The sequence below is a fragment of the Streptococcus sp. 4155 genome, from assembly GCF_013276695.1.
Taxonomy (GTDB): Bacteria; Bacillota; Bacilli; order Lactobacillales; family Streptococcaceae; genus Streptococcus; species Streptococcus pseudopneumoniae.
In genome coordinates, this window is record NZ_VMLM01000001.1 from 26,586 (window position 1) to 45,027 (window position 18,442).

At 37.7% G+C, this 18,442-nt stretch carries 18 protein-coding genes and 1 pseudogene; 7 read left to right on the plus strand and 12 right to left on the minus strand.

Going from position 1 to position 18,442, the window contains the following annotated elements; all coding sequences use genetic code 11:
• Position 1: 1 nt before the first annotated feature.
• Entirely contained in the window at positions 2 to 340 is a 339-nt protein-coding gene (locus HT715_RS00165) for a LytTR family DNA-binding domain-containing protein (protein ID WP_000682127.1), read from the minus strand.
• Between the two features lie 358 nt (positions 341 to 698).
• On the opposite strand from HT715_RS00165, the gene HT715_RS00170 reads away from it, so the two are divergent.
• Both HT715_RS00170 and HT715_RS00175 read left to right on the plus strand, forming a co-directional pair.
• A complete protein-coding gene (locus HT715_RS00170) occupies positions 699 to 950 on the plus strand; it encodes a hypothetical protein (RefSeq protein WP_001130045.1) in 252 nt (83 codons plus the stop codon).
• Positions 951 to 978: 28 nt separating this feature from the next.
• Positions 979 to 1,302, plus strand: coding sequence for a hypothetical protein (locus HT715_RS00175; RefSeq protein ID WP_000131861.1), 324 nt, complete (start codon positions 979 to 981; stop codon positions 1,300 to 1,302).
• Positions 1,303 to 1,363: 61 nt separating this feature from the next.
• Here the strand turns inward: HT715_RS00175 and HT715_RS00180 are convergent, their stop codons facing one another.
• Positions 1,364 to 2,413: an ABC transporter permease gene (locus HT715_RS00180; protein WP_000653756.1), complete on the minus strand. Its 1,050-nt coding sequence runs from the start codon at positions 2,411 to 2,413 to the stop codon at positions 1,364 to 1,366.
• A complete protein-coding gene (locus HT715_RS00185) occupies positions 2,410 to 3,141 on the minus strand; it encodes an ABC transporter ATP-binding protein (protein ID WP_000889950.1) in 732 nt (243 codons plus the stop codon). The genes HT715_RS00180 and HT715_RS00185 overlap by 4 nt, the downstream gene beginning before the upstream one ends.
• A 67-nt stretch (positions 3,142 to 3,208) precedes the next feature.
• On the opposite strand from HT715_RS00185, the gene HT715_RS00190 reads away from it, so the two are divergent.
• Both HT715_RS00190 and HT715_RS00195 read left to right on the plus strand, forming a co-directional pair.
• The gene (locus HT715_RS00190) at positions 3,209 to 3,619 is read left to right on the plus strand and encodes an HIT family protein (RefSeq protein ID WP_001278321.1); all 411 of its coding nucleotides are present in this window, start codon (positions 3,209 to 3,211) and stop codon (positions 3,617 to 3,619) included.
• Positions 3,620 to 3,628: 9 nt separating this feature from the next.
• Complete coding sequence (locus HT715_RS00195; protein WP_000777749.1) at positions 3,629 to 3,916, plus strand: hypothetical protein; 288 nt, start codon at positions 3,629 to 3,631, stop codon at positions 3,914 to 3,916.
• Between the two features lie 604 nt (positions 3,917 to 4,520).
• Here HT715_RS00195 and dnaJ read toward each other — a convergent pair.
• The 6 genes from dnaJ to HT715_RS00225 form a co-directional block, all read right to left on the minus strand.
• On the minus strand, positions 4,521 to 5,660 hold the full coding sequence (gene dnaJ / locus HT715_RS00200; protein ID WP_014017330.1) for a molecular chaperone DnaJ: 1,140 nt from the start codon (positions 5,658 to 5,660) through the stop codon (positions 4,521 to 4,523).
• 278 nt (positions 5,661 to 5,938) lie between these two features.
• Positions 5,939 to 6,340: a tRNA (guanine-N7)-methyltransferase gene (locus tag HT715_RS00205; protein ID WP_172922779.1), complete on the minus strand. Its 402-nt coding sequence runs from the start codon at positions 6,338 to 6,340 to the stop codon at positions 5,939 to 5,941.
• A 1-nt stretch (position 6,341) separates the two neighbouring features.
• Complete coding sequence (dnaK, locus tag HT715_RS00210; RefSeq protein ID WP_000034669.1) at positions 6,342 to 8,165, minus strand: molecular chaperone DnaK; 1,824 nt, start codon at positions 8,163 to 8,165, stop codon at positions 6,342 to 6,344.
• 475 nt (positions 8,166 to 8,640) lie between these two features.
• Positions 8,641 to 9,165: a nucleotide exchange factor GrpE gene (gene grpE, locus HT715_RS00215; RefSeq protein ID WP_000046024.1), complete on the minus strand. Its 525-nt coding sequence runs from the start codon at positions 9,163 to 9,165 to the stop codon at positions 8,641 to 8,643.
• Between the two features lie 26 nt (positions 9,166 to 9,191).
• On the minus strand, positions 9,192 to 10,226 hold the full coding sequence (gene hrcA / locus HT715_RS00220; protein ID WP_000255760.1) for a heat-inducible transcriptional repressor HrcA: 1,035 nt from the start codon (positions 10,224 to 10,226) through the stop codon (positions 9,192 to 9,194).
• A 160-nt stretch (positions 10,227 to 10,386) separates the two neighbouring features.
• Complete coding sequence (locus HT715_RS00225) at positions 10,387 to 10,899, minus strand: DUF2812 domain-containing protein (protein WP_023932562.1); 513 nt, start codon at positions 10,897 to 10,899, stop codon at positions 10,387 to 10,389.
• A 607-nt stretch (positions 10,900 to 11,506) separates the two neighbouring features.
• Here HT715_RS00225 and HT715_RS00230 point away from each other — a divergent pair.
• The 3 genes from HT715_RS00230 to HT715_RS00240 are packed head-to-tail and all read left to right on the plus strand — an operon-like array spanning position 11,507 to position 16,860.
• Positions 11,507 to 13,840, plus strand: a complete 2,334-nt coding sequence (locus HT715_RS00230; protein ID WP_138701054.1) for a DEAD/DEAH box helicase family protein — start codon at positions 11,507 to 11,509, stop codon at positions 13,838 to 13,840.
• Positions 13,841 to 13,852: 12 nt separating this feature from the next.
• Positions 13,853 to 15,316, plus strand: a complete 1,464-nt coding sequence (locus HT715_RS00235) for a class I SAM-dependent DNA methyltransferase (protein WP_000029036.1) — start codon at positions 13,853 to 13,855, stop codon at positions 15,314 to 15,316.
• Positions 15,316 to 16,860, plus strand: coding sequence for a restriction endonuclease subunit S (locus tag HT715_RS00240; RefSeq protein ID WP_166735423.1), 1,545 nt, complete (start codon positions 15,316 to 15,318; stop codon positions 16,858 to 16,860). Before HT715_RS00235 ends, HT715_RS00240 begins: the two co-directional genes overlap by 1 nt.
• On the opposite strand, the gene HT715_RS00245 is transcribed toward HT715_RS00240, so the two are convergent.
• From HT715_RS00245 to HT715_RS00255, 3 genes and pseudogenes are all read right to left on the minus strand, one after another.
• Positions 16,820 to 17,386, minus strand: a complete 567-nt coding sequence (locus HT715_RS00245) for a restriction endonuclease subunit S (RefSeq protein ID WP_226372480.1) — start codon at positions 17,384 to 17,386, stop codon at positions 16,820 to 16,822. The two genes, HT715_RS00240 and HT715_RS00245, sit on opposite strands and share 41 nt — an antisense overlap.
• Positions 17,373 to 18,170, minus strand: coding sequence for a tyrosine-type DNA invertase PsrA (gene psrA, locus HT715_RS00250; RefSeq protein ID WP_000657448.1), 798 nt, complete (start codon positions 18,168 to 18,170; stop codon positions 17,373 to 17,375). Before psrA ends, HT715_RS00245 begins: the two co-directional genes overlap by 14 nt.
• A gap of 89 nt (positions 18,171 to 18,259) precedes the next feature.
• Positions 18,260 to 18,442, minus strand: a pseudogene (locus HT715_RS00255) (restriction endonuclease subunit S); the annotation flags it as partial.

Genomic DNA, 18,442 nt, shown 5'->3' on the forward strand with positions numbered 1-18,442 from the left:
CTTACTCTCCTTCTTTCAACCATTTTTGACGAATTTCTCTATAGCGACGTCTGGCATACTTGACAGCGTATTGACCTTCTTCTCCAAGAAAAAGGATTCTTTCTTGAAAATCAATCGATTTTACTTTATCAAGATTGACCAAACAATTTCGATGACATCTCATCAAGGTTTCCCCATATTGGTTCTCAAGATCACTTAAATTTTGAACCATATTAAAACTAGCTTCTTCTGTAACAATCTGTACAGTATGGGCTTTAGTTGGATGTGTTTGGATATAGTAGACATCGTCGATGTTTACTTTATAAACTGTTTTCTGTGTCTGAATAATCATATGTTTCATTGGATTCTCCTCCTAAGAAAAGAATAACAGAAAAGTTCTCACACAAGCGCACCCAATCCTAAACAGTCTTTGAAAACTCCTAAAAGGACTATTTTTCTACAACATCATGATGAGCTTACAACTATTTTATCATAAAATCTTAACAGTACCATTCAGGAAATTTCAAGGACAATTAAAGATTTGATGGTGAAAAAGGAGATAAAAGTGATAGACTATGATTATAGAAAGACTATGTTTGCAACAACTTTAAAAATCATCAAAAAAGGAGGGGTGCATATGATTTATTCACATCCACCATGATTAACACCCTATAAATATACTCTATTGCAATTGACGTAAATATAACAAGGAGAAAATTATGGCCAAGTCAAATAAAACAAAACAATTAACATCAATCGAACTTTCTCATATAAATGGCGGTAGTATTCCATATGGATGGTATTCTCCGTTTCATATGATTAGCGATAATGTACTATGTAGAAATGGATATTCATATAATAAAGCTAATCTTGATAATGGTAAATGTATCATTGATTGGGGCAACATAGTTGGCAATGTTGCTAATAATATAGGTGCCTCACTAGGAGATTTACACAATCCCTTACCTTAAAACATAAATTATATAGGAGGTCACGTAAATGACAGACCCAATTAAAACTGCTCAGGCACTGATAACTGACTTAAACAAAGCCTACCAAGCATGCAGACAGGCAACCGCTGACGACGTCCGCTTTCAGGAGCAATTAAACTCTATTCTTGGCTTTCTAGCAAAGGCTGAGACAGTGGATAATCGAGTCTTGATTGAACTGGAAAAATTTTACCAGACTTCCAGTCTTCTCATGGGACTCAGCGCTCTCGATCCAGATGCTCCTACTCGTGCCGCTTGGCGGGCCTATGACCGCTTCCACTTTGACCAAGTCAAGACCAAGTTGAGCCTCTACGGGCCAACCATTATCTTGTAGAAAATAAAAGAAGTTGAGGCAAACTGAACTCAACTTCTTTTTTAGTGTCATATAGGCAATGTTAGTCCTGCATCTGACGTTTTACCTGATAAGGCAAATACAAGACTTGTAAAACCAAACCTGCACCCAGCAAGGCTAGAAGGGCTAGTTTTTCTTGGAAGGTAATCAACCCGACAACTAATTCCACAAGTAAAACAAAACTGGTCAATCCTCGGACTACCGCCTGCAAGCCTTTTTCCTTTTGCCCCTTGTCCAGTGGAAAGAGTTGAGTCAAATACTGGTAGTCAAAGGCATGATAGAGGGCCAGCAACTGGAAGAGCAAGAGGTAGTTAAAGAGAACTACCACTGCTGTCGCAATCCAAGCTTGCTCGATAAAGACCTGCGCCAGCAAGGAAAGTAGGAGCAGACGGAGACTGAGCGCAAAGAGATCTCCATTTCGCAAATAAGAACGAAGATAGAGATTTTGCCAAATCTTCCCAGGCACCTTCTGAACAACCTTTAGGATAAAGTCCAGATAGGCACGACGCTTGACGCTGTTTGAAATTCCCTTTACCTGCGTAAAGAGGGCAAAGAAACGAAGCAAGACTTGTTTGCGCTTGCTTTCTTGGGAAATGACATAGTCCCAGTTCAGTCCAGTTTCAGTGAAAAATTTGCTGGCCTTTTGACGAAAGAGGAAATATTTACCTAACCCAAACAAAAGCACATAGATTAGGAAGACAGGCAAGCCATAACCCATGGCTAAAAATAAGGGCGCAAATAAAAGCAAGAAAAGGGTCTGTACAAAGAGCCAAAAGACTAGGGAAATGCCAGTTTGACGCTTGAGATGGAGCTTGATTTCCTCTTCTCCAACTAAGAGAAAGAGCTTGTCTGGAGCCTCCATATAGGTGGCAATTCCACCCCAAAGCAACAGTAAAACAGAGGTAATTCCTACAAACAAAAGGATGGGCCAATGATTTTCAGGAAAATCTTGCAAGAGTTGACTGTACTGGTAGGCTAGAAAGCCCAGCAGGACAAGCAGGAACAAGACAAAGTGGTCATTGAGAACATAACGTAGATAACCAAGACACTCCTTACGAAAAGCCTGCTTTCTCTTTAAAAACAAGTCTTTCATAGGTCCTCCTCTTTGGTCAGAGCCAAGTAAATATCATTCAAACTAGCCTCAGGCATGTTAAAGGCTTCGCGCAGTTGCAGGAGATTTCCCTTAGCACGCACTTCCCCTTTGTGAAGAATGACAAAAGCATCACACATCTTTTCCGCTGAATCCAGCACGTGGGTACTCATGAGAATAGACTTGCCTTTTTGCTTTTCCACTTCCAAAAGCTGAATCAAGTCCGCAATAGCCAACGGGTCAAGACCAAGGAAAGGCTCATCCACGATGAAAAGACTTGGATCCACCACAAAAGCACAGATAATCATGACCTTCTGCTTCATCCCTTTTGAAAAATGAACAGGGAACCAGTCTAATTTCTGGTCCAGACGGAACATTTTTAACAAAGGTTCTACTCGATCAAAAGCAAGATCTTGCTCAATACCATAAGCCATGGCAACCGTTTCGATATGCTCTCTGAGGGTCAATTCCTCATACAAGCTAGGTGTCTCAGGAATGTAGCCAATTTGCTTGCGGTAACTTGTCGCATCTTCTTGCAGGGTCAGGCCATTGATATTGATGGAGCCACTATAAGGTGTCAACAGACCGATAATTTCATTGATGGTCGTCGATTTTCCAGCACCATTGAGACCAATCAAACCGACCAACTGCCCACTTTCAACAGTAAAAGACACATCTTTCAAAACAGGGACATGAACATAGCCACCTGTCAGGTTTTTAATTTCTAACATATTTTCTCCAAATCTGGTATAATGTAGCTATATTATATCAAAATTCAGTACAGTAGAGGTAGATTTTATGTCAGATTGCATTTTTTGTAAAATCATCGCAGGGGAAATTCCTGCTTCAAAAGTATATGAAGATGAGCAGGTTCTTGCCTTTCTTGATATCTCTCAAGTGACACCAGGACACACCTTGGTCGTGCCAAAAGAACACTATCGTAATCTTTTAGAAATGGATGCTACTAGCGCCAGCCAACTCTTTGCCCAAGTACCAAAAGTAGCTCAAAAAGTCATGAAAGCTACCAAGGCTACTGGTATGAATATCATTGCTAACTGTGAAGAAGTCGCAGGTCAAACCGTCTTTCATACCCATGTTCACCTCGTACCTCGCTACAGTGCGGACGATGACCTTAAGATTGATTTTATCGCCCACGAACCAGACTTTGACAAACTCGCTCAAGTCGCTGAAACCATCAAAAATGCCTAAGGAGTTGCCATGAAATTATCCAATCTATTGCTATTTGCAGGAGCTGCAGCTGGAAGTTATCTGCTCACAAAAAATCGCCAAACCATCACAGATGAAGTCTTGAATACCACTGACCGCGTTCAAGCTATCAAGGACGATGTGGATATTATCCAAAACAGCCTACAAATCATTGACCAGCAAAAAGAACTCATCAAGGAATATCAAGAAGACCTGACTTACAAGTTTAAGGTCTTGGAAAAGGATATCCAGACTAGACTAGCTGTGATTAAAGAAACACAGGAAATCGAAGATAAGTAAAAAGAGCCAGTCGGCTCTTTTTTAAAACGTAAACAAGTTATATCCCATCAACTATACATCATAATTTAGGCAACTCATACTCAATAAAAATCAAAGAGCAAACTAGAAAGCTAGGCGCAGGCTGCTCAAAACACAGTTTTGAGGTTGTAGACAAGCCGACGCTGACGTGGTTTGAGGAGATTTTTAAAGAGTATCATTCACCATTTCACAACTAAATCGAAGATTTTCCGCCGTACTGAAAACGAGTCTGGGATAAAAGTCTAATCTTCAATATAAAAAGCGAACAAAACGAGTTATCTGACACTCAGAATTCTGTCTTGTTCGCTTTTTTATCTAATCTATCGATTTTTAAAATTTATAATAAAGAATTCCTGAAATCAAAATCTTTTTGTCTCAGACTCGTCCGGAAACTTTGAGACCTAGGCTCAAAGTTTAGGTATGGAACTTCGAAGAAGATCGCTACCGTCCGTCATTACTTAAGGAAAGTCTTAAAAAATCTATAAACAAAAAGAGCCACTCGGCTCTTTTTGTTTATACTCAATGAAANNTACTTGAGTACGGCAAGGCAACGCTGACGTGGTTTGAATTTGATTTTCGAAGAGTATTATTCTCCTTCAAAGGCATCTTTAATATGGTCAAAGAAGCCCTTTTTCTTTGGATTGACTTTTAAATCACCAGCAGCTGCAAATTCTTTCAAGGCTGCTTTTTGACGATCGTTCAAGCCTGTTGGTGTTACGACATTAACGGTAACATATTGGTCACCAACTGCACCACCACGAAGACTCGGAGCTCCTTTGCCACGTAGGCGGAATTTCTTACCAGTCTGAGTTCCCTCTGGGACAACCAATTCAACATCACCGTGAACAGTTGGAATATCTACTGTGTCACCAAGAGCTGCTTGGACAAAGTTGAGGTTGAGATTGTAGAAGATAGTAGTTCCTTCACGTTCAAACTTATCGCTGGCTTCCACAGAAACAACCACGTACAAGTCACCATAAGGTCCACCGTTAAATCCAGCTTCACCTTGACCAGCTAGGCGAATTTGTTGACCAGTTTCCACACCAGCAGGAATTTTGACATGTACGCTATGATCTTGTTTTTCATGCCCTGTTCCGTGACAGGTTGTACATGGATCTTTGATTTCTTTTCCGCGACCGTGACAGACATCACAGGTTACTTGACGACGCATCATACCAAGCGGAGTCTGCGTATCGACGTTAATGACACCAGCACCATGACAGCGTCCACAAGTGACTGGACTGGTTCCTGGCTTAGCACCTGAGCCATTACATGTACGACAGCTTGCTTCACGGTTGTATTTAACTTCTTTTTCAGCTCCAAAAATAGCTTCTTCAAAGGTCAAGTTCACACGATACTGGAGGTCATCCCCTTGGCGAGGAGCATTTGGATTGCGTGAAGCACCGCCTCCGCCGAAGAAACTTGAGAAAATGTCCTCAAAACCACCGAAGCCACCTGCCCCATTGAAACCGCCAGCTCCACCACCGAAGCCTCCAAATCCACCATTGGCGCCTGCAGCACCATATTGGTCATAGGCAGCCCGTTTTTGGTCGTCACTCAAAGTCTCATAGGCTTCTTGAACTTCCTTGTACTTTTCCTCAGCACCAGGCTCCTTATTGATATCTGGGTGATATTTTTTCGAAAGCTTACGATAAGCCTTTTTGATCTCGTCTGCCGAAGCGTTTTTTGACACCCCCAGACGATCATAAAATTCAGTATTGTTCATACAAGATACCAAGACCGTAAAATTCGACTGAAAAATAGGAAATCTGACGCTGGAGCGATGCTCCTAGACAGATTTATCTTTTTTCCGAGAATTTAGGTCGGGTTCAATTCCTTTCTGTTATATTAAGTAAGAAATTTGGGAACCCGTGTTCAATTCCCTGAACACATTTGTTCCTTTCTTTCATATTGATGAGACAAAACCCAAACAAATGATATTCCGTCCCTTTTTATCGAAAAACAGAGGCTGGGTTGCAACCTCTGCAAATAAGTAAATTAACTTTATTTTGATTTTAAATATCCTATAAGTACAGAAATATTTATATATTTTTGTCTCTTCTTAGTATTTGATATAAAATTCCAATAGATTAGAAGGAATACACCGACAACCCAAATCATGCCCATTATAAACGATATTATAAATTCTGGTTTTTGTATGGTTGCTGATACTAGTGCTGATACTAGCGCTGACAACAATACTGAAGTAACAAAATTCCTTACCGCCTCATCATTTTTAACACAACTTTCATGCTCAGCTAAAATAATTGCTTTATACCTAGCCAAATATACTGCTGGAATATTATCTATAAAATCTTTTGCAGACTCATAACTATCAGCTTTATTACAGAAATCATTATAAACTTTTCGTGTATTTTTTAGATATTCTTCAGCCAATACACTCATCTTACTTTTCAGTAAACTCTCCGTCTACGACGTCATCGCCTGCGTTTCCTGTTGCTTGTGTGCCTTCTGCTCCTGCTTGAGCTTGTTGCGCTGCTGCTGCTTGTTCGTAGAGTTTAACAGCAAGTCCTTGAGCTTTTTCGTTCAATGCTTCAAGTTTTGCTTTCATATCGTCCAAGTTGTTGTCTTCTTGAGCTTTTTTAAGGTCATCAAGGGCAGATTGGGCAGCGTCACGTTCTGCGTCGAATCCTTTGCCTTCAGTTTCCTTGATTGTCTTTTCAGTCGCAAAGATCGCTTGGTCTACTTCGTTACGAAGGTCAACTTCTTCTTTACGTTTCTTATCTGCTTCAGCGTTAGCTTCTGCATCTTTCATCATGCGGTCAATTTCTTCGTCAGTCAAACCTGAGTTTGATTGGATGACAATTGTTTGTTCTTTTTGAGTTCCAAGGTCTTTAGCTTTAACAGACACGATACCGTTCTTGTCGATATCAAATGTTACTTCGATTTGAGGAATTCCACGAGGTGCAGCTGGGATATCTGTCAATTGGAAACGTCCAAGAGTCTTGTTATCTGCTGCCATTGGGCGTTCACCTTGAAGAACGTGGATATCAACGGCTGGTTGGTTGTCTGCCGCAGTTGAGAAGACTTGTGATTTAGATGTTGGGATTGTTGTATTGCGGTCGATGAGTTTTGTGAAGACTCCACCCATTGTTTCGATACCAAGTGACAATGGTGTTACGTCAAGAAGGACAACGTCTTTGACATCACCAGTAATCACACCACCTTGGATAGCCGCACCCATAGCAACTACTTCGTCAGGGTTTACTGATTTGTTTGGTTCTTTACCAGTTTCAGCTTTAACAGCTTCAACAACGGCAGGGATACGAGTTGAACCACCAACAAGGATAACTTCGTCGATTTCTGACAAGCTCAAACCTGCATCCGAAAGGGCTTGACGAACTGGAACTTTTGTACGTTCTACAAGGTCACGAGTCAAATCGTCAAATTTCGCACGAGTCAAAGTCATTTCCAAGTGAAGAGGGCCAGCTTCACCTGCAGTGATAAATGGCAAGCTGATTTGAGTTGAAGTTACACCAGAAAGGTCTTTCTTCGCTTTTTCAGCTGCATCTTTCAAACGTTGCATTGCCATCTTGTCAGTAGACAAGTCAATACCGTTTTCTTTCTTGAATTCTGCTACCAAGTGGTCAATGATTTTTTGGTCAAAGTCGTCACCACCAAGTTTGTTGTCCCCTGCAGTTGACAATACGTCGAAGACACCGTCACCCAATTCAAGGATAGAGACGTCGAATGTACCACCACCAAGGTCAAATACCAAGATTTTTTCTTCTTTGTCAGTCTTGTCCAAACCATAAGCAAGAGCTGCTGCAGTTGGTTCGTTAACAATACGTTCTACTTCAAGACCAGCAATTTTACCAGCGTCTTTTGTTGCTTGACGTTGAGCGTCGTTGAAGTAAGCAGGAACTGTGATAACTGCTTTGGTTACTTTTTCACCAAGATAGTCTTCAGCGTATCCTTTCAAGTATTGAAGAATCATAGCTGAGATTTCTTGTGGAGTGTATTCTTTTCCATTAGCAGAAACTTTTTCAGAAGTTCCCATTTTAGATTTGATAGAGATAACTGTATCTGGGTTTGTAACTGCTTGACGTTTCGCAGCGTCACCAACAATGATTTCTCCGTTTTTGAATGAGACTACAGATGGAGTTGTGCGGTTTCCTTCTGGGTTTGCGATGATTTTACTTTCAGTTCCTTCAAGAACTGCTACTGCTGAGTTTGTTGTACCTAAGTCAATACCGATAATTTTAGACATGTGTTTTTCTCCTTGTTAGTTAATTTTCTTTTTGATATTTCCCTTAAGTAGTGGGGACGTGAGCAACTCCCTTCGGGATTTCATCACTTATTTTTGAGCCTATTGTCTCAAAAATCCCCTGTTTCAGTAGCAAAAGCTACTGAAACTTTTACCACGGCGGGAAATATCTTCCTTGCAAGCCTCCGGCTTGCCTCTTATCTTTCTTCATAGTTTATTGTCGTTTCGGACAAGTTTTCTATTATGTAAATTGCGACACGAGAAGTCGAAATCGATTTTATTTCGACGACGAGTTAATAAGGAGGCTAGGCAAATGCCATAGCGATTGCCGTTTTCTGACGAGTTGCTTTAGCTACCGTCAGAATTGCCGAATCGAACACGCCCTAAGCTCTGAGTAAAAAAGATAGATTTTCTTGTGTTCATCGAACACTTCGTCAATCTCCTATTTTTACTGCGAGCTTTTTACGGGCTTTGTATCTTAGTTATACACCACTACCATTGCTGGGCGTAGGATGCGGTCATGGAGTTTGTAGCCTTTTTGGAAAACTTGGGCGATGGTATCTGCTGGGTGTTCATCGTCTGCTGGGAGAGTTTGGATGGCCATATGGTAGTTATGGTCAAATTCGCCATCTGCTGCGATTTCTTCAATTCCTTCTTCTTTCAAAGAGTGAATCAAGCTTTCTTGCACCATCCCCAAGCCCTTCTTCACATCATCTGTCAAACCTTCAACTGCAAGTGCACGCTCAAGGTTGTCAAGAGATGGTAAGATTGCTTTTGCCAAGTCCTGGCTACGATAACGTTGCAAGTTTTGACGTTCTTCATTGGCACGGCGTTGGATATTTTGCATTTCTGCATGAGCGCGAAGATATTTGTTTTCGAACTCATCTGCACGTTCATTTGCCAAGTCCAACTCAGACTTTTCAGGAGTTGTTTCTTCAGCTGTTTCCACAACTTCCTCTTCTTGAACTTCTTCTACTTCTTCCTTTTTTATATCTTGGGCCATGTTCGCCTCCTTTAATGATTTCAATCTTAGTGTACTTCGTAATGATTACTGCTGAGGTAGCGGTAAAAATCTGTCAACTTCATGGTCAAAACACGGTTGACCACATTGACTTGGTTGATTAGCTGTTGGTAATCCAGATTGACTGGACCGATAATGGCTAGAATTCCAACTCCCCGATAAGGAATGAGGAACTTGCTACTAATCACCGCTAGGTCAGCTAGACAGGACTCTTGACTGTCTGCAACACAGACATTTTGCATCTGATCTTCACGCAATCCCTCACGAATCTCCAGAGCCACCTTTTGCGGTTGGTCAAAGAACTGATAAGCTGCCAGATTGGCAAAATTCAAGAGATTGACCTTGCCCGCCACCACAATGTTTTCGTTGAACATTTCCTTAAAGATGTGTTCAAAGAGATCAATGACATTGTCCGTTGTTGTAAAGTATCGCTGGATAATCTGCGGAATCTCCGTCCGAATCTTGTAGTGAATATCTAGAACAGTGTGACCGAGGAAACGTTCTCGAATGATTGCCTTCAGTTTCAGCAAATCTTCCTGCAAGAAGTTCCTTGGAATCAGAAACTGACTGGTAACCGTTCGCGACTCGTCTAGGGTAAATACTGCCAAGGCTGTATGTTGCCCCAAAACAACGATATCAAAGGCTGTCAACCACTGCCTGCTGGGCTCAACATCCAGTGCCACTACCGTACAGCCACTCAAGTCTGTCAGTAGATTAGCAGCCTCTTGCAGAATATCCTCCAATTTGAAGAATTCCTGATCAAAGGCTTTGACAATCTCATATACCTCATTTTCAGCTAGTCGGTCAAAATCCAGTGAGTGTTTCACATAGTACTGAAAACCAGCAACACTTGGCATCCGACCACTTGAAGTATGAGCCTTCTCAAGCAAACCTTGCTTTTCTAGAGCCGCCATGTCATTACGAATGGTAGCACTGCTAGAGTTAATAGACTCTTGCAAGGCTTTGGATCCGACAGGTTCGTGCGTTTTGGTAAAGATGTCAATAATCAGATTTAAAATATCCTGCTGACGCTCTGTAACCATCTCATCACTCCTCTCTGTCTGATCGATTAGCACTCGATGCACTCAAGTGCTAACTTATGATTCTATTATACACCCTTAAAAGAGAATGTCAAGACAAAAACTCAAAAAATTAGCACTCTTTTATCAAGAGTGCTAAAAATCAGTCTGAAGACCTAGAACCTTACCTTCCATCTACTTGGTATTTCCTTTTAAGTCTAAAAAAACCATGGATTAGATAAGAAATCATAAAGGCATATAGAGCAAAAATGACAAAGAAAGATTGCGACAGTTCTTCCCGAAACAAACTCATACAAACAACAAAACCTCCTAAGAAAGTAGCTGCACATGAACGAAGTCTATATCGCATAACTTCCCACCTGAGATTATTACTCATATAGACTTGATCCTCTGAAAGTATATCAGAAGCCGATTTACGAAGAATCGAACAAAAACCTGCTCCTATCAATTCCCAACCTCTATTTCTAAAATCTTGCAGTTCATGCTTATATTTTTTAAGAAATCTAGAATCATAGATACGGTAGATGACATCGTCTGGTTGACATTGGTCAAGATAGAACAAACCAAAACGACCCGTTCTATATCTCCAACCTTTCAAATGCATCTCATGCAAATACTCTTCTTCCTTGTCCAAATCAACAATGGTGAAAATCCGAAATTCTACTCTGCTATTCATTGTCTTACCCCAAAATTAGAAAACATGCCTAGCGTTATTTATTAGATAATTCTTTCCATTTTTGACTCAATCTCCAAAAAATATAAGAAATCTGAACCGCAAAAACTATCAATAAAACCCAATCTATTATGAAAATCAAAAACACTTTCCAACTGAAAGAACTACCTCCAGTGACAAACTTTGAGAAAAACGGTAGTAGAGCTAAAAAGAGAAGTAAAATAGGAAGCATCCGCATTGTTAAAATCCTTTTGACATAAAAAAATCTTTATTTAAACTAAAATATTATAGCAAAATTTACGCCAGTTTTTGAACGGCTGATGTAGATATTTTATACTTTCAAAATGTTTAAATGTGATTATTTATTTTTGAAAAATAGCTCACCAGCCCGACTGAAAGTGCTTATAGAATGATAATAAGTTGCCTGCCGAAAACAGTGAAAAATAGCGGTGTTATGCGGAGATAATCTGACGCGATGCGAAAATATATTGCATACTTATTTTCAACAATTTAGCAGAGTATTTTTATAAGTGTGATATAATAGAAGTATAATTTGTTCTGATAGTTTATTTTATGGAGAAGTAGATTTTTAGAATGCGGAGGGTTCAATATGGTTGAGTTTATAAAGTCTAAGAAAGAAATGAGTGAGGAGGATATTAAAGCAAATTTCATCACTCCTGCTATTGTATCCAAAGGATGGAAAAATGGTGAACATATCGCTTACGAAGAATACTTCACTGATGGTCGAATTGAAGTTAGAGGAGATAAGGCTCGTCGTAAAGAAGGAAAAAAATCAGACTATTCACTGTATTACCAATTTGGAACTCGAATTGCAATTGTTGAGGCAAAGGATAATAAACACAGCGTTCGAGCAGGATTACAACAAGCTATTGAATATGGAGAGATTTTAGATGTTCCATTTGTTTATTCTTCGAATGGTGATGGCTTTATTGAACACGACCGTATCACGAGAGAAGAACGTGAGTTGGAGTTAGACGAATTCCCTACTCGTGAAGAATTATTTTCTCGTATGACGAAGGAAAAAGGATTGACGTACGAAATTACAGAAGCTATCTCAACTCCATACTATACAGACGCCTTCTCAATGAAAACGCCACGCTATTATCAGCAAATAGCTATCAACCGTACTATTGAAACAGTTGCCAGAGGACAAAAACGAGTAATGTTTGTGATGGCAACAGGAACGGGGAAAACGTTCATGGCTTTTCAAATTATTCATCGCCTTCGAAAAGCTGGTTTGGCTAAACGAGTTTTATTCTTAGCAGATAGAAACATCTTAGTAGACCAAACGATGGCTGAAGACTTTAAGCCATTCGAAAAGATAATGACGAAAATTACACCAAAACTTTTGACTGCTCCAGAAAAATTAAATTCTTTTGAAATTTATCTAGGGCTTTATCAGCAACTAACTGGTGAAGATGGAACTGAAACACATTATCAAAAGTTTGACAAAGACTTCTTTGATTTAGTCATAATTGATGAAGCGCACCGTGGCTCAGCTAAGGAAGACAGTAACTGGCGTAAGGTGATTGATTATTTCAGTTCTGCGACACAGATTGGGATGACCGCTACTCCTAAAGAAACCAAGAATGCTTCCAATACGGAATACTTTGGTGAGCCAATCTATACTTATAGTTTAAAACAGGGAATCGAGGATGGTTTTTTGGCTCCATATCGTGTTATGAGGATTAATTTAGATGTGGATGTGGATGGTTATCGTCCAGAAACTGGAAAAGTTGATGCTAACGGACAATTAATAGAAGATAGGTACTACGGCAGGAAAGATTTTGACAAAACCATTGTCATTGATGATAGAACGCAAAGAGTTGCCAAGTTTGTTTCTGATTATATGAAGCAAAACAATGCACGATTTGATAAAACAATTGTTTTTTGTGTTGATATTGACCATGCCGAGCGAATGCGTGCTGCACTTGTAAAAGAGAATCTAGACTTAGTCCAAGAAGACTATCGTTATGTCATGCAAGTAACTGGTGACAACGCTGAAGGAAAAGCTCAACTGGATAACTTTATGGATGTCAATTCTAATTTTCCCGCTATTGTAACAACGTCTAAATTATTAACGACAGGAGTTAATGCTAAAACATGTCGTTTGATTGTTTTAGACTCTAATATCCAATCCATGACTGAATTTAAACAAATTATTGGTCGTGGCACACGTCTTTATCCTCAAAAGGGGAAAGAATTTTTTACGATTATTGATTTTCGAAATGTTACCAATTTGTTTGCTGACCCTGATTTTGATGGTGAACCAGTGAAGGTTCTGGAAACGGGCGCAAAAACAAACAATGGTACTACACCTGGTTTTGTAAACGAAGGTGGTGACCCAGTAGAAAAATATATCGTTACAGACAAGCAGGTTACCATTCTTAATTCTACTGTTCAAGTATTGGATGAAAACGGGAAACTGATTACCGAAAGCCTGACCGACTACACTCGGAAGAATATCTTAGGTAGCTACGCCACTTTGAACGATTTTATCACAGTTTGGCATACGGCGGATAAAAAGAAGCTTATCTTAGACGAACTTTATAAAAAAGGAGTTTATCTAGATGCTATTCGAGAGTCGGAGGGAATATCAGAACAAGAAATCGATGATTTTGATTTACTCCTAAAACTTGCCTATGGTCAAAAAGAATTAACCAAAACGGAACGTATCAATAAACTCAAACAAAGCGGATATTTATATAAATATAGTGAGGAAGCGCGTGCTGTTTTGGAAATTTTACTGGACAAATACATGGATAAAGGTATTGGAGAACTCGAAAGCATTGAAACATTAAAACTTCCAGAATTTCAGATATATGGTGGAACCTTCAAAATCATCAATACTTATTTTGGAGATAAAAAACGATATTTACAAGCAATTAAAGAATTGGAGAAAGAGCTATTTACAGTAGCTTAATGAAAGGAAAGTATGTCAATTACATCATTTGTAAAAAGAATTCAAGATATCACTCGAAACGATGCTGGTGTTAATGGTGATGCTCAACGTATTGAGCAAATGTCTTGGTTATTATTCTTAAAAATTTATGATAGCCGTGAAATGGTTTGGGAATTAGAAGAAGACGAGTATGAGTCAATTATCCCAGAGGAATTAAAATGGCGGAATTGGGCTCATGCTCAAAATGGAGAGCGGGTATTGACAGGCGATGAATTACTTGATTTTGTCAATAACAAGTTATTCAAAGAGTTGAAAGAGCTTGAAATAACTTCAATTATGCCTATTCGAAAAACGATTGTTAAATCAGCTTTTGAAGATGCGAACAACTATATGAAAAATGGCGTCTTGTTACGCCAAGTCATCAATGTTATTGATGAAGTTGATTTCAATAGCCCTGAAGATCGTCATTCGTTTAATGATATTTACGAAAAAATTCTTAAAGATATTCAAAATGCTGGGAACTCAGGAGAATTTTATACGCCACGTGCAGCGACTGATTTTATTGCCGAAGTTCTTAACCCAAAACTTGGAGAATCAATGGCAGACCTTGCTTGCGGAACAGGAGGCTTCTTGACTTCGACTCTGAACCGTTTAAGTAGTCAACGTAAAACTAGTGAAGATACCAAAAAATATAATACAGCTGTTTTTGGTATTGAAAAGAAAGCATTTCCTCATCTTTTAGCAGTTACAAATCTGTTTCTTCACGAAATTGATGACCCTAAAATTGTTCATGGAAATACTTTAGAGAAAAATGTTCGTGAATATACGGATGATGAAAAATTTGACATTATTATGATGAATCCACCTTTTGGAGGGTCAGAATTAGAAACAATAAAAAATAACTTTCCAGCAGAATTACGGAGTTCTGAAACAGCTGATTTATTTATGGCTGTCATTATGTATCGTTTGAAAGAAAATGGTCGTGTTGGAGTTATTTTACCTGATGGTTTTCTATTTGGTGAAGGTGTAAAAACTCGCTTGAAACAAAAACTGGTAGATGAGTTCAACTTGCATACGATTATTAGGTTGCCTCATAGTGTCTTTGCACCGTATACAGGAATCCATACGAACATTCTTTTCTTTGATAAAACAAAGAAAACAGAAGAAACTTGGTTTTATCGTTTAGATATGCCAGATGGTTATAAAAATTTCTCGAAAACTAAGCCGATGAAGTCAGAGCACTTCAATCCTGTTCGTGACTGGTGGGAAAATCGTGAAGAGATTCTGGAAGGTAAGTTCTACAAATCTAAATCATTTACACCTAGTGAATTGGCTGAGTTGAATTATAATTTAGACCAGTGTGGTTTTCCAAAAGAGGAAGAGGAAATCTTAAATCCCTTTGAGTTGATTCAGAATTATCAAGCGGAAAGAGCAACTTTAAATCATAAGATTGATAATGTATTAGCTGATATTTTGCAGTTGTTGGAGGACAAATAATGACACCAGAACAACTTAAGGCAAGTATTCTCCAAAGAGCGATGGAAGGGAAATTAGTGCCGCAAAATCCCAATGACGAACCTGCAAGTGAATTATTAAAGAGAATTAAAGCTGAAAAAGAAAAACTTATCAGTGAAGGAAAAATCAAACGAGATAAAAAGGAAACTGAGATATTTCGTGGTGATGATGGGAAACATTATGGGAAGTTTGCTGATGGAAGTATAAAAGAGTTTAAACATAATATACCTAAAGGATGGGCCATAGTTTATTTACCAGACATTTGTGCATTAGAGGACGGCTCAATAAAAAGAGGTCCTTTTGGTAGTTCTATAACAAAGTCAATGTTTGTTCCGAAAGGAGAACATACATATAAGGTTTATGAACAAGGTAATGCTATAAGAAAAACTATAGATTATGGAGACTATTGGTTAAAAGAGAGTGATTATATACGTTTAAAAAATTTTTCAATAAAAGCAGGAGATATTTTAATATCTTGTGCAGGTACTATTGGAGAAATCTTTCAAATACCTTCAAATTATTATAATGGAGTTATAAATCAAGCATTATTAAAACTTACGTTAAACTCAGATATAATAGATTCACAGTATTTTAAATGGATGTTTACGAGTTTGATTAATACACTAAAAGAGCATTCTATAGGTTCAGCGATAAAAAATTTAGCTTCAATAAAATTTTTAAAATATGAAGTTCCTATGTTATTGCCTCCACTATCCGAACAACAACGAATAGTAGAAGCAATCGAATCAGCTTTAGAAAGAGTAGATGAGTACGCTAAAAGTTATAATAGACTCGAACAGCTAGATAAAGAATTTCCAGATAAACTAAAAAAATCTATTCTTCAATATGCTATGCAAGGAAAATTAGTTGAACAAGACCCAAATGATGAATCAGTCGAAGTTTTACTTGAAAAAATACGAGCAGAAAAACAAAAACTCTTTGAAGAAGGCAAGATTAAAAAGAAAGATTTGGACATTTCTATTGTTTCCCAAGGAGATGATAACTCTTATTATGGGAAGATACCTATGAATTGGGTACAGACAACATTAAATTATATAGGAATAATTAGTACTGGTAACACGCCATCTAAAAATAGCCCTGAAAACTACGGCGGCGAAATACCATTCTATAAACCTGCTGATTTATTACAAGGAGAACTATACAATGCAACTGAATATTTATCGGTTCTAGGAAATACAAAATCCAGAAAAATAAAAGCAGGTTCTATTTTAATAAATGGTATTGGAAATATTGGAATTGCTGGGATTGTTCGTGTTGATGGAGCGTTCAATCAACAAATGCATGGCATAGAAGTATTTAATTTTGTCAACTCAAAATTTTTACTTTTAGCTATACAGTCTGATTTTATGCAAAAACAATTCAAGAACAATACATCATCTACCACTATTCCTATATTAAACAAAACTAGATTTTCTCAAACTATAATTAATTTTCCAGGTATACGTACACAAAAATTAATAATTACTAAAGCTGAGAAACTTTTTGAAAAAGTAAATCAATTTTAGCGACAATTCTCTTTTGTTCTAAAACTGAAGGAATACCTATTATTTTAGATTTTAGATACGAATAATGTCGAGCATAGCCCCTGTTCCTAACAAATAATAGCGTATAGTCTAAGTGGTATTTTAAAAATTTTGCAGATAAGCAAATTGGAGACAGAATTTTTACTCCGTCTGCACCAACAACAAAAGGGAAGTCTATAATCTTAAGATTTCTTGTATGGTCACCAAATATTACAACGTTTGTTTTATAGTCTAGAATCTTAGAAAAATTATTAGAAAATCCTTCAACTAATATTTTAGATTGACTAACTACTGGAATCTTGCCCTCTTTTACAATTTCAGACTGTTTTATTTGATAAGGCTTAGCTGAAATAGTTGTTACAATTTTTTCTAAAGGAGCTAGCAACCAAGTTGATCTTCTTGGAAAATCTATTTCAATTTTAATGTTATTCAGATAATAAGAGCCATAATCACAAAAAAATAGCAGATGGTCAATTTGACCACCTGTTATTTTTTTACCAATTAACAATTTTATCTACAATATTTTGTTGTTCAGTAGCTGTTTTCCTTAGATAAATTCGAGTAGTTTCTATACTTTCGTGTCCCATCAAATCTGCAAGCAAGGCAATATCATTATACTTCGATAAAAAATTCTTAGCAAATAAATGTCTAAAAGAATGAGGGTAAATTACTTTAGGATTCATTTTGTATTTATCAGCATAATTTTTTAACTGTTGAGCAACTCCTCTTGCTGTAATTGGTTCATTAAATTTATTCAAAAATAAATAACCACTTCGGCGATTTTCTGATTCTAACCAACTAAGACAACTATTTCTTAATTTTTTAGGAATGTACAGTCTACGAATTTTACCACCTTTTGAGTAAATGTCAAAATAACCGATTTCTACATGCTCTACTTTTAGTTTAATAAGCTCACTTACACGAGCCCCAGTTGCACCTAAAAACCAAACGACAAAATGCCATTTTAAAATACCATCTTTTTTCAAACTACGTTTAAGAAAAAGGTAATCAGCATAGCTAATGACATCTTCTAAAAACGGTTTTTGCTGTACTTTGACAAATTTTAATTTCAAATCATCATGACCAATAAAAGTCAGATATTTATTTACTCCTTGTAGTCGCAAATTGACAGTTTTAGGTTTAAAATTGTCTAATAAATATCCCTTGTATTCAAATAAATCTTCCATTTTGAGTTCATAATTCTCCAAGAAAAATCGAACACCATAAAGGTACGAACGCACAGTATTTTCAGCTAAACCAGCTTTCTTCAAATGTAATTCAAATTCTTTCAACGTAAAACTCCTATCTTATGTTTGATAGAAATTCCACCGCACGTAAAACTATTATACTAAATTAGTGCGTCAATATGGGCGAAAAATTGTTCGATTTTATCAACGATTCTGGATTGTTCAGGAAGGGGTGGGAGTGGGATTAGAATAGAAGCAACTTTATCACTATTCAAGTTTTTCACAACAGCTCCACTAATTAGAGATAAAAATTGAGAATAAACTACATTTGATGAAAGAATATAGAATAGGTAATCTCTATTTAATGAGTTTTCATA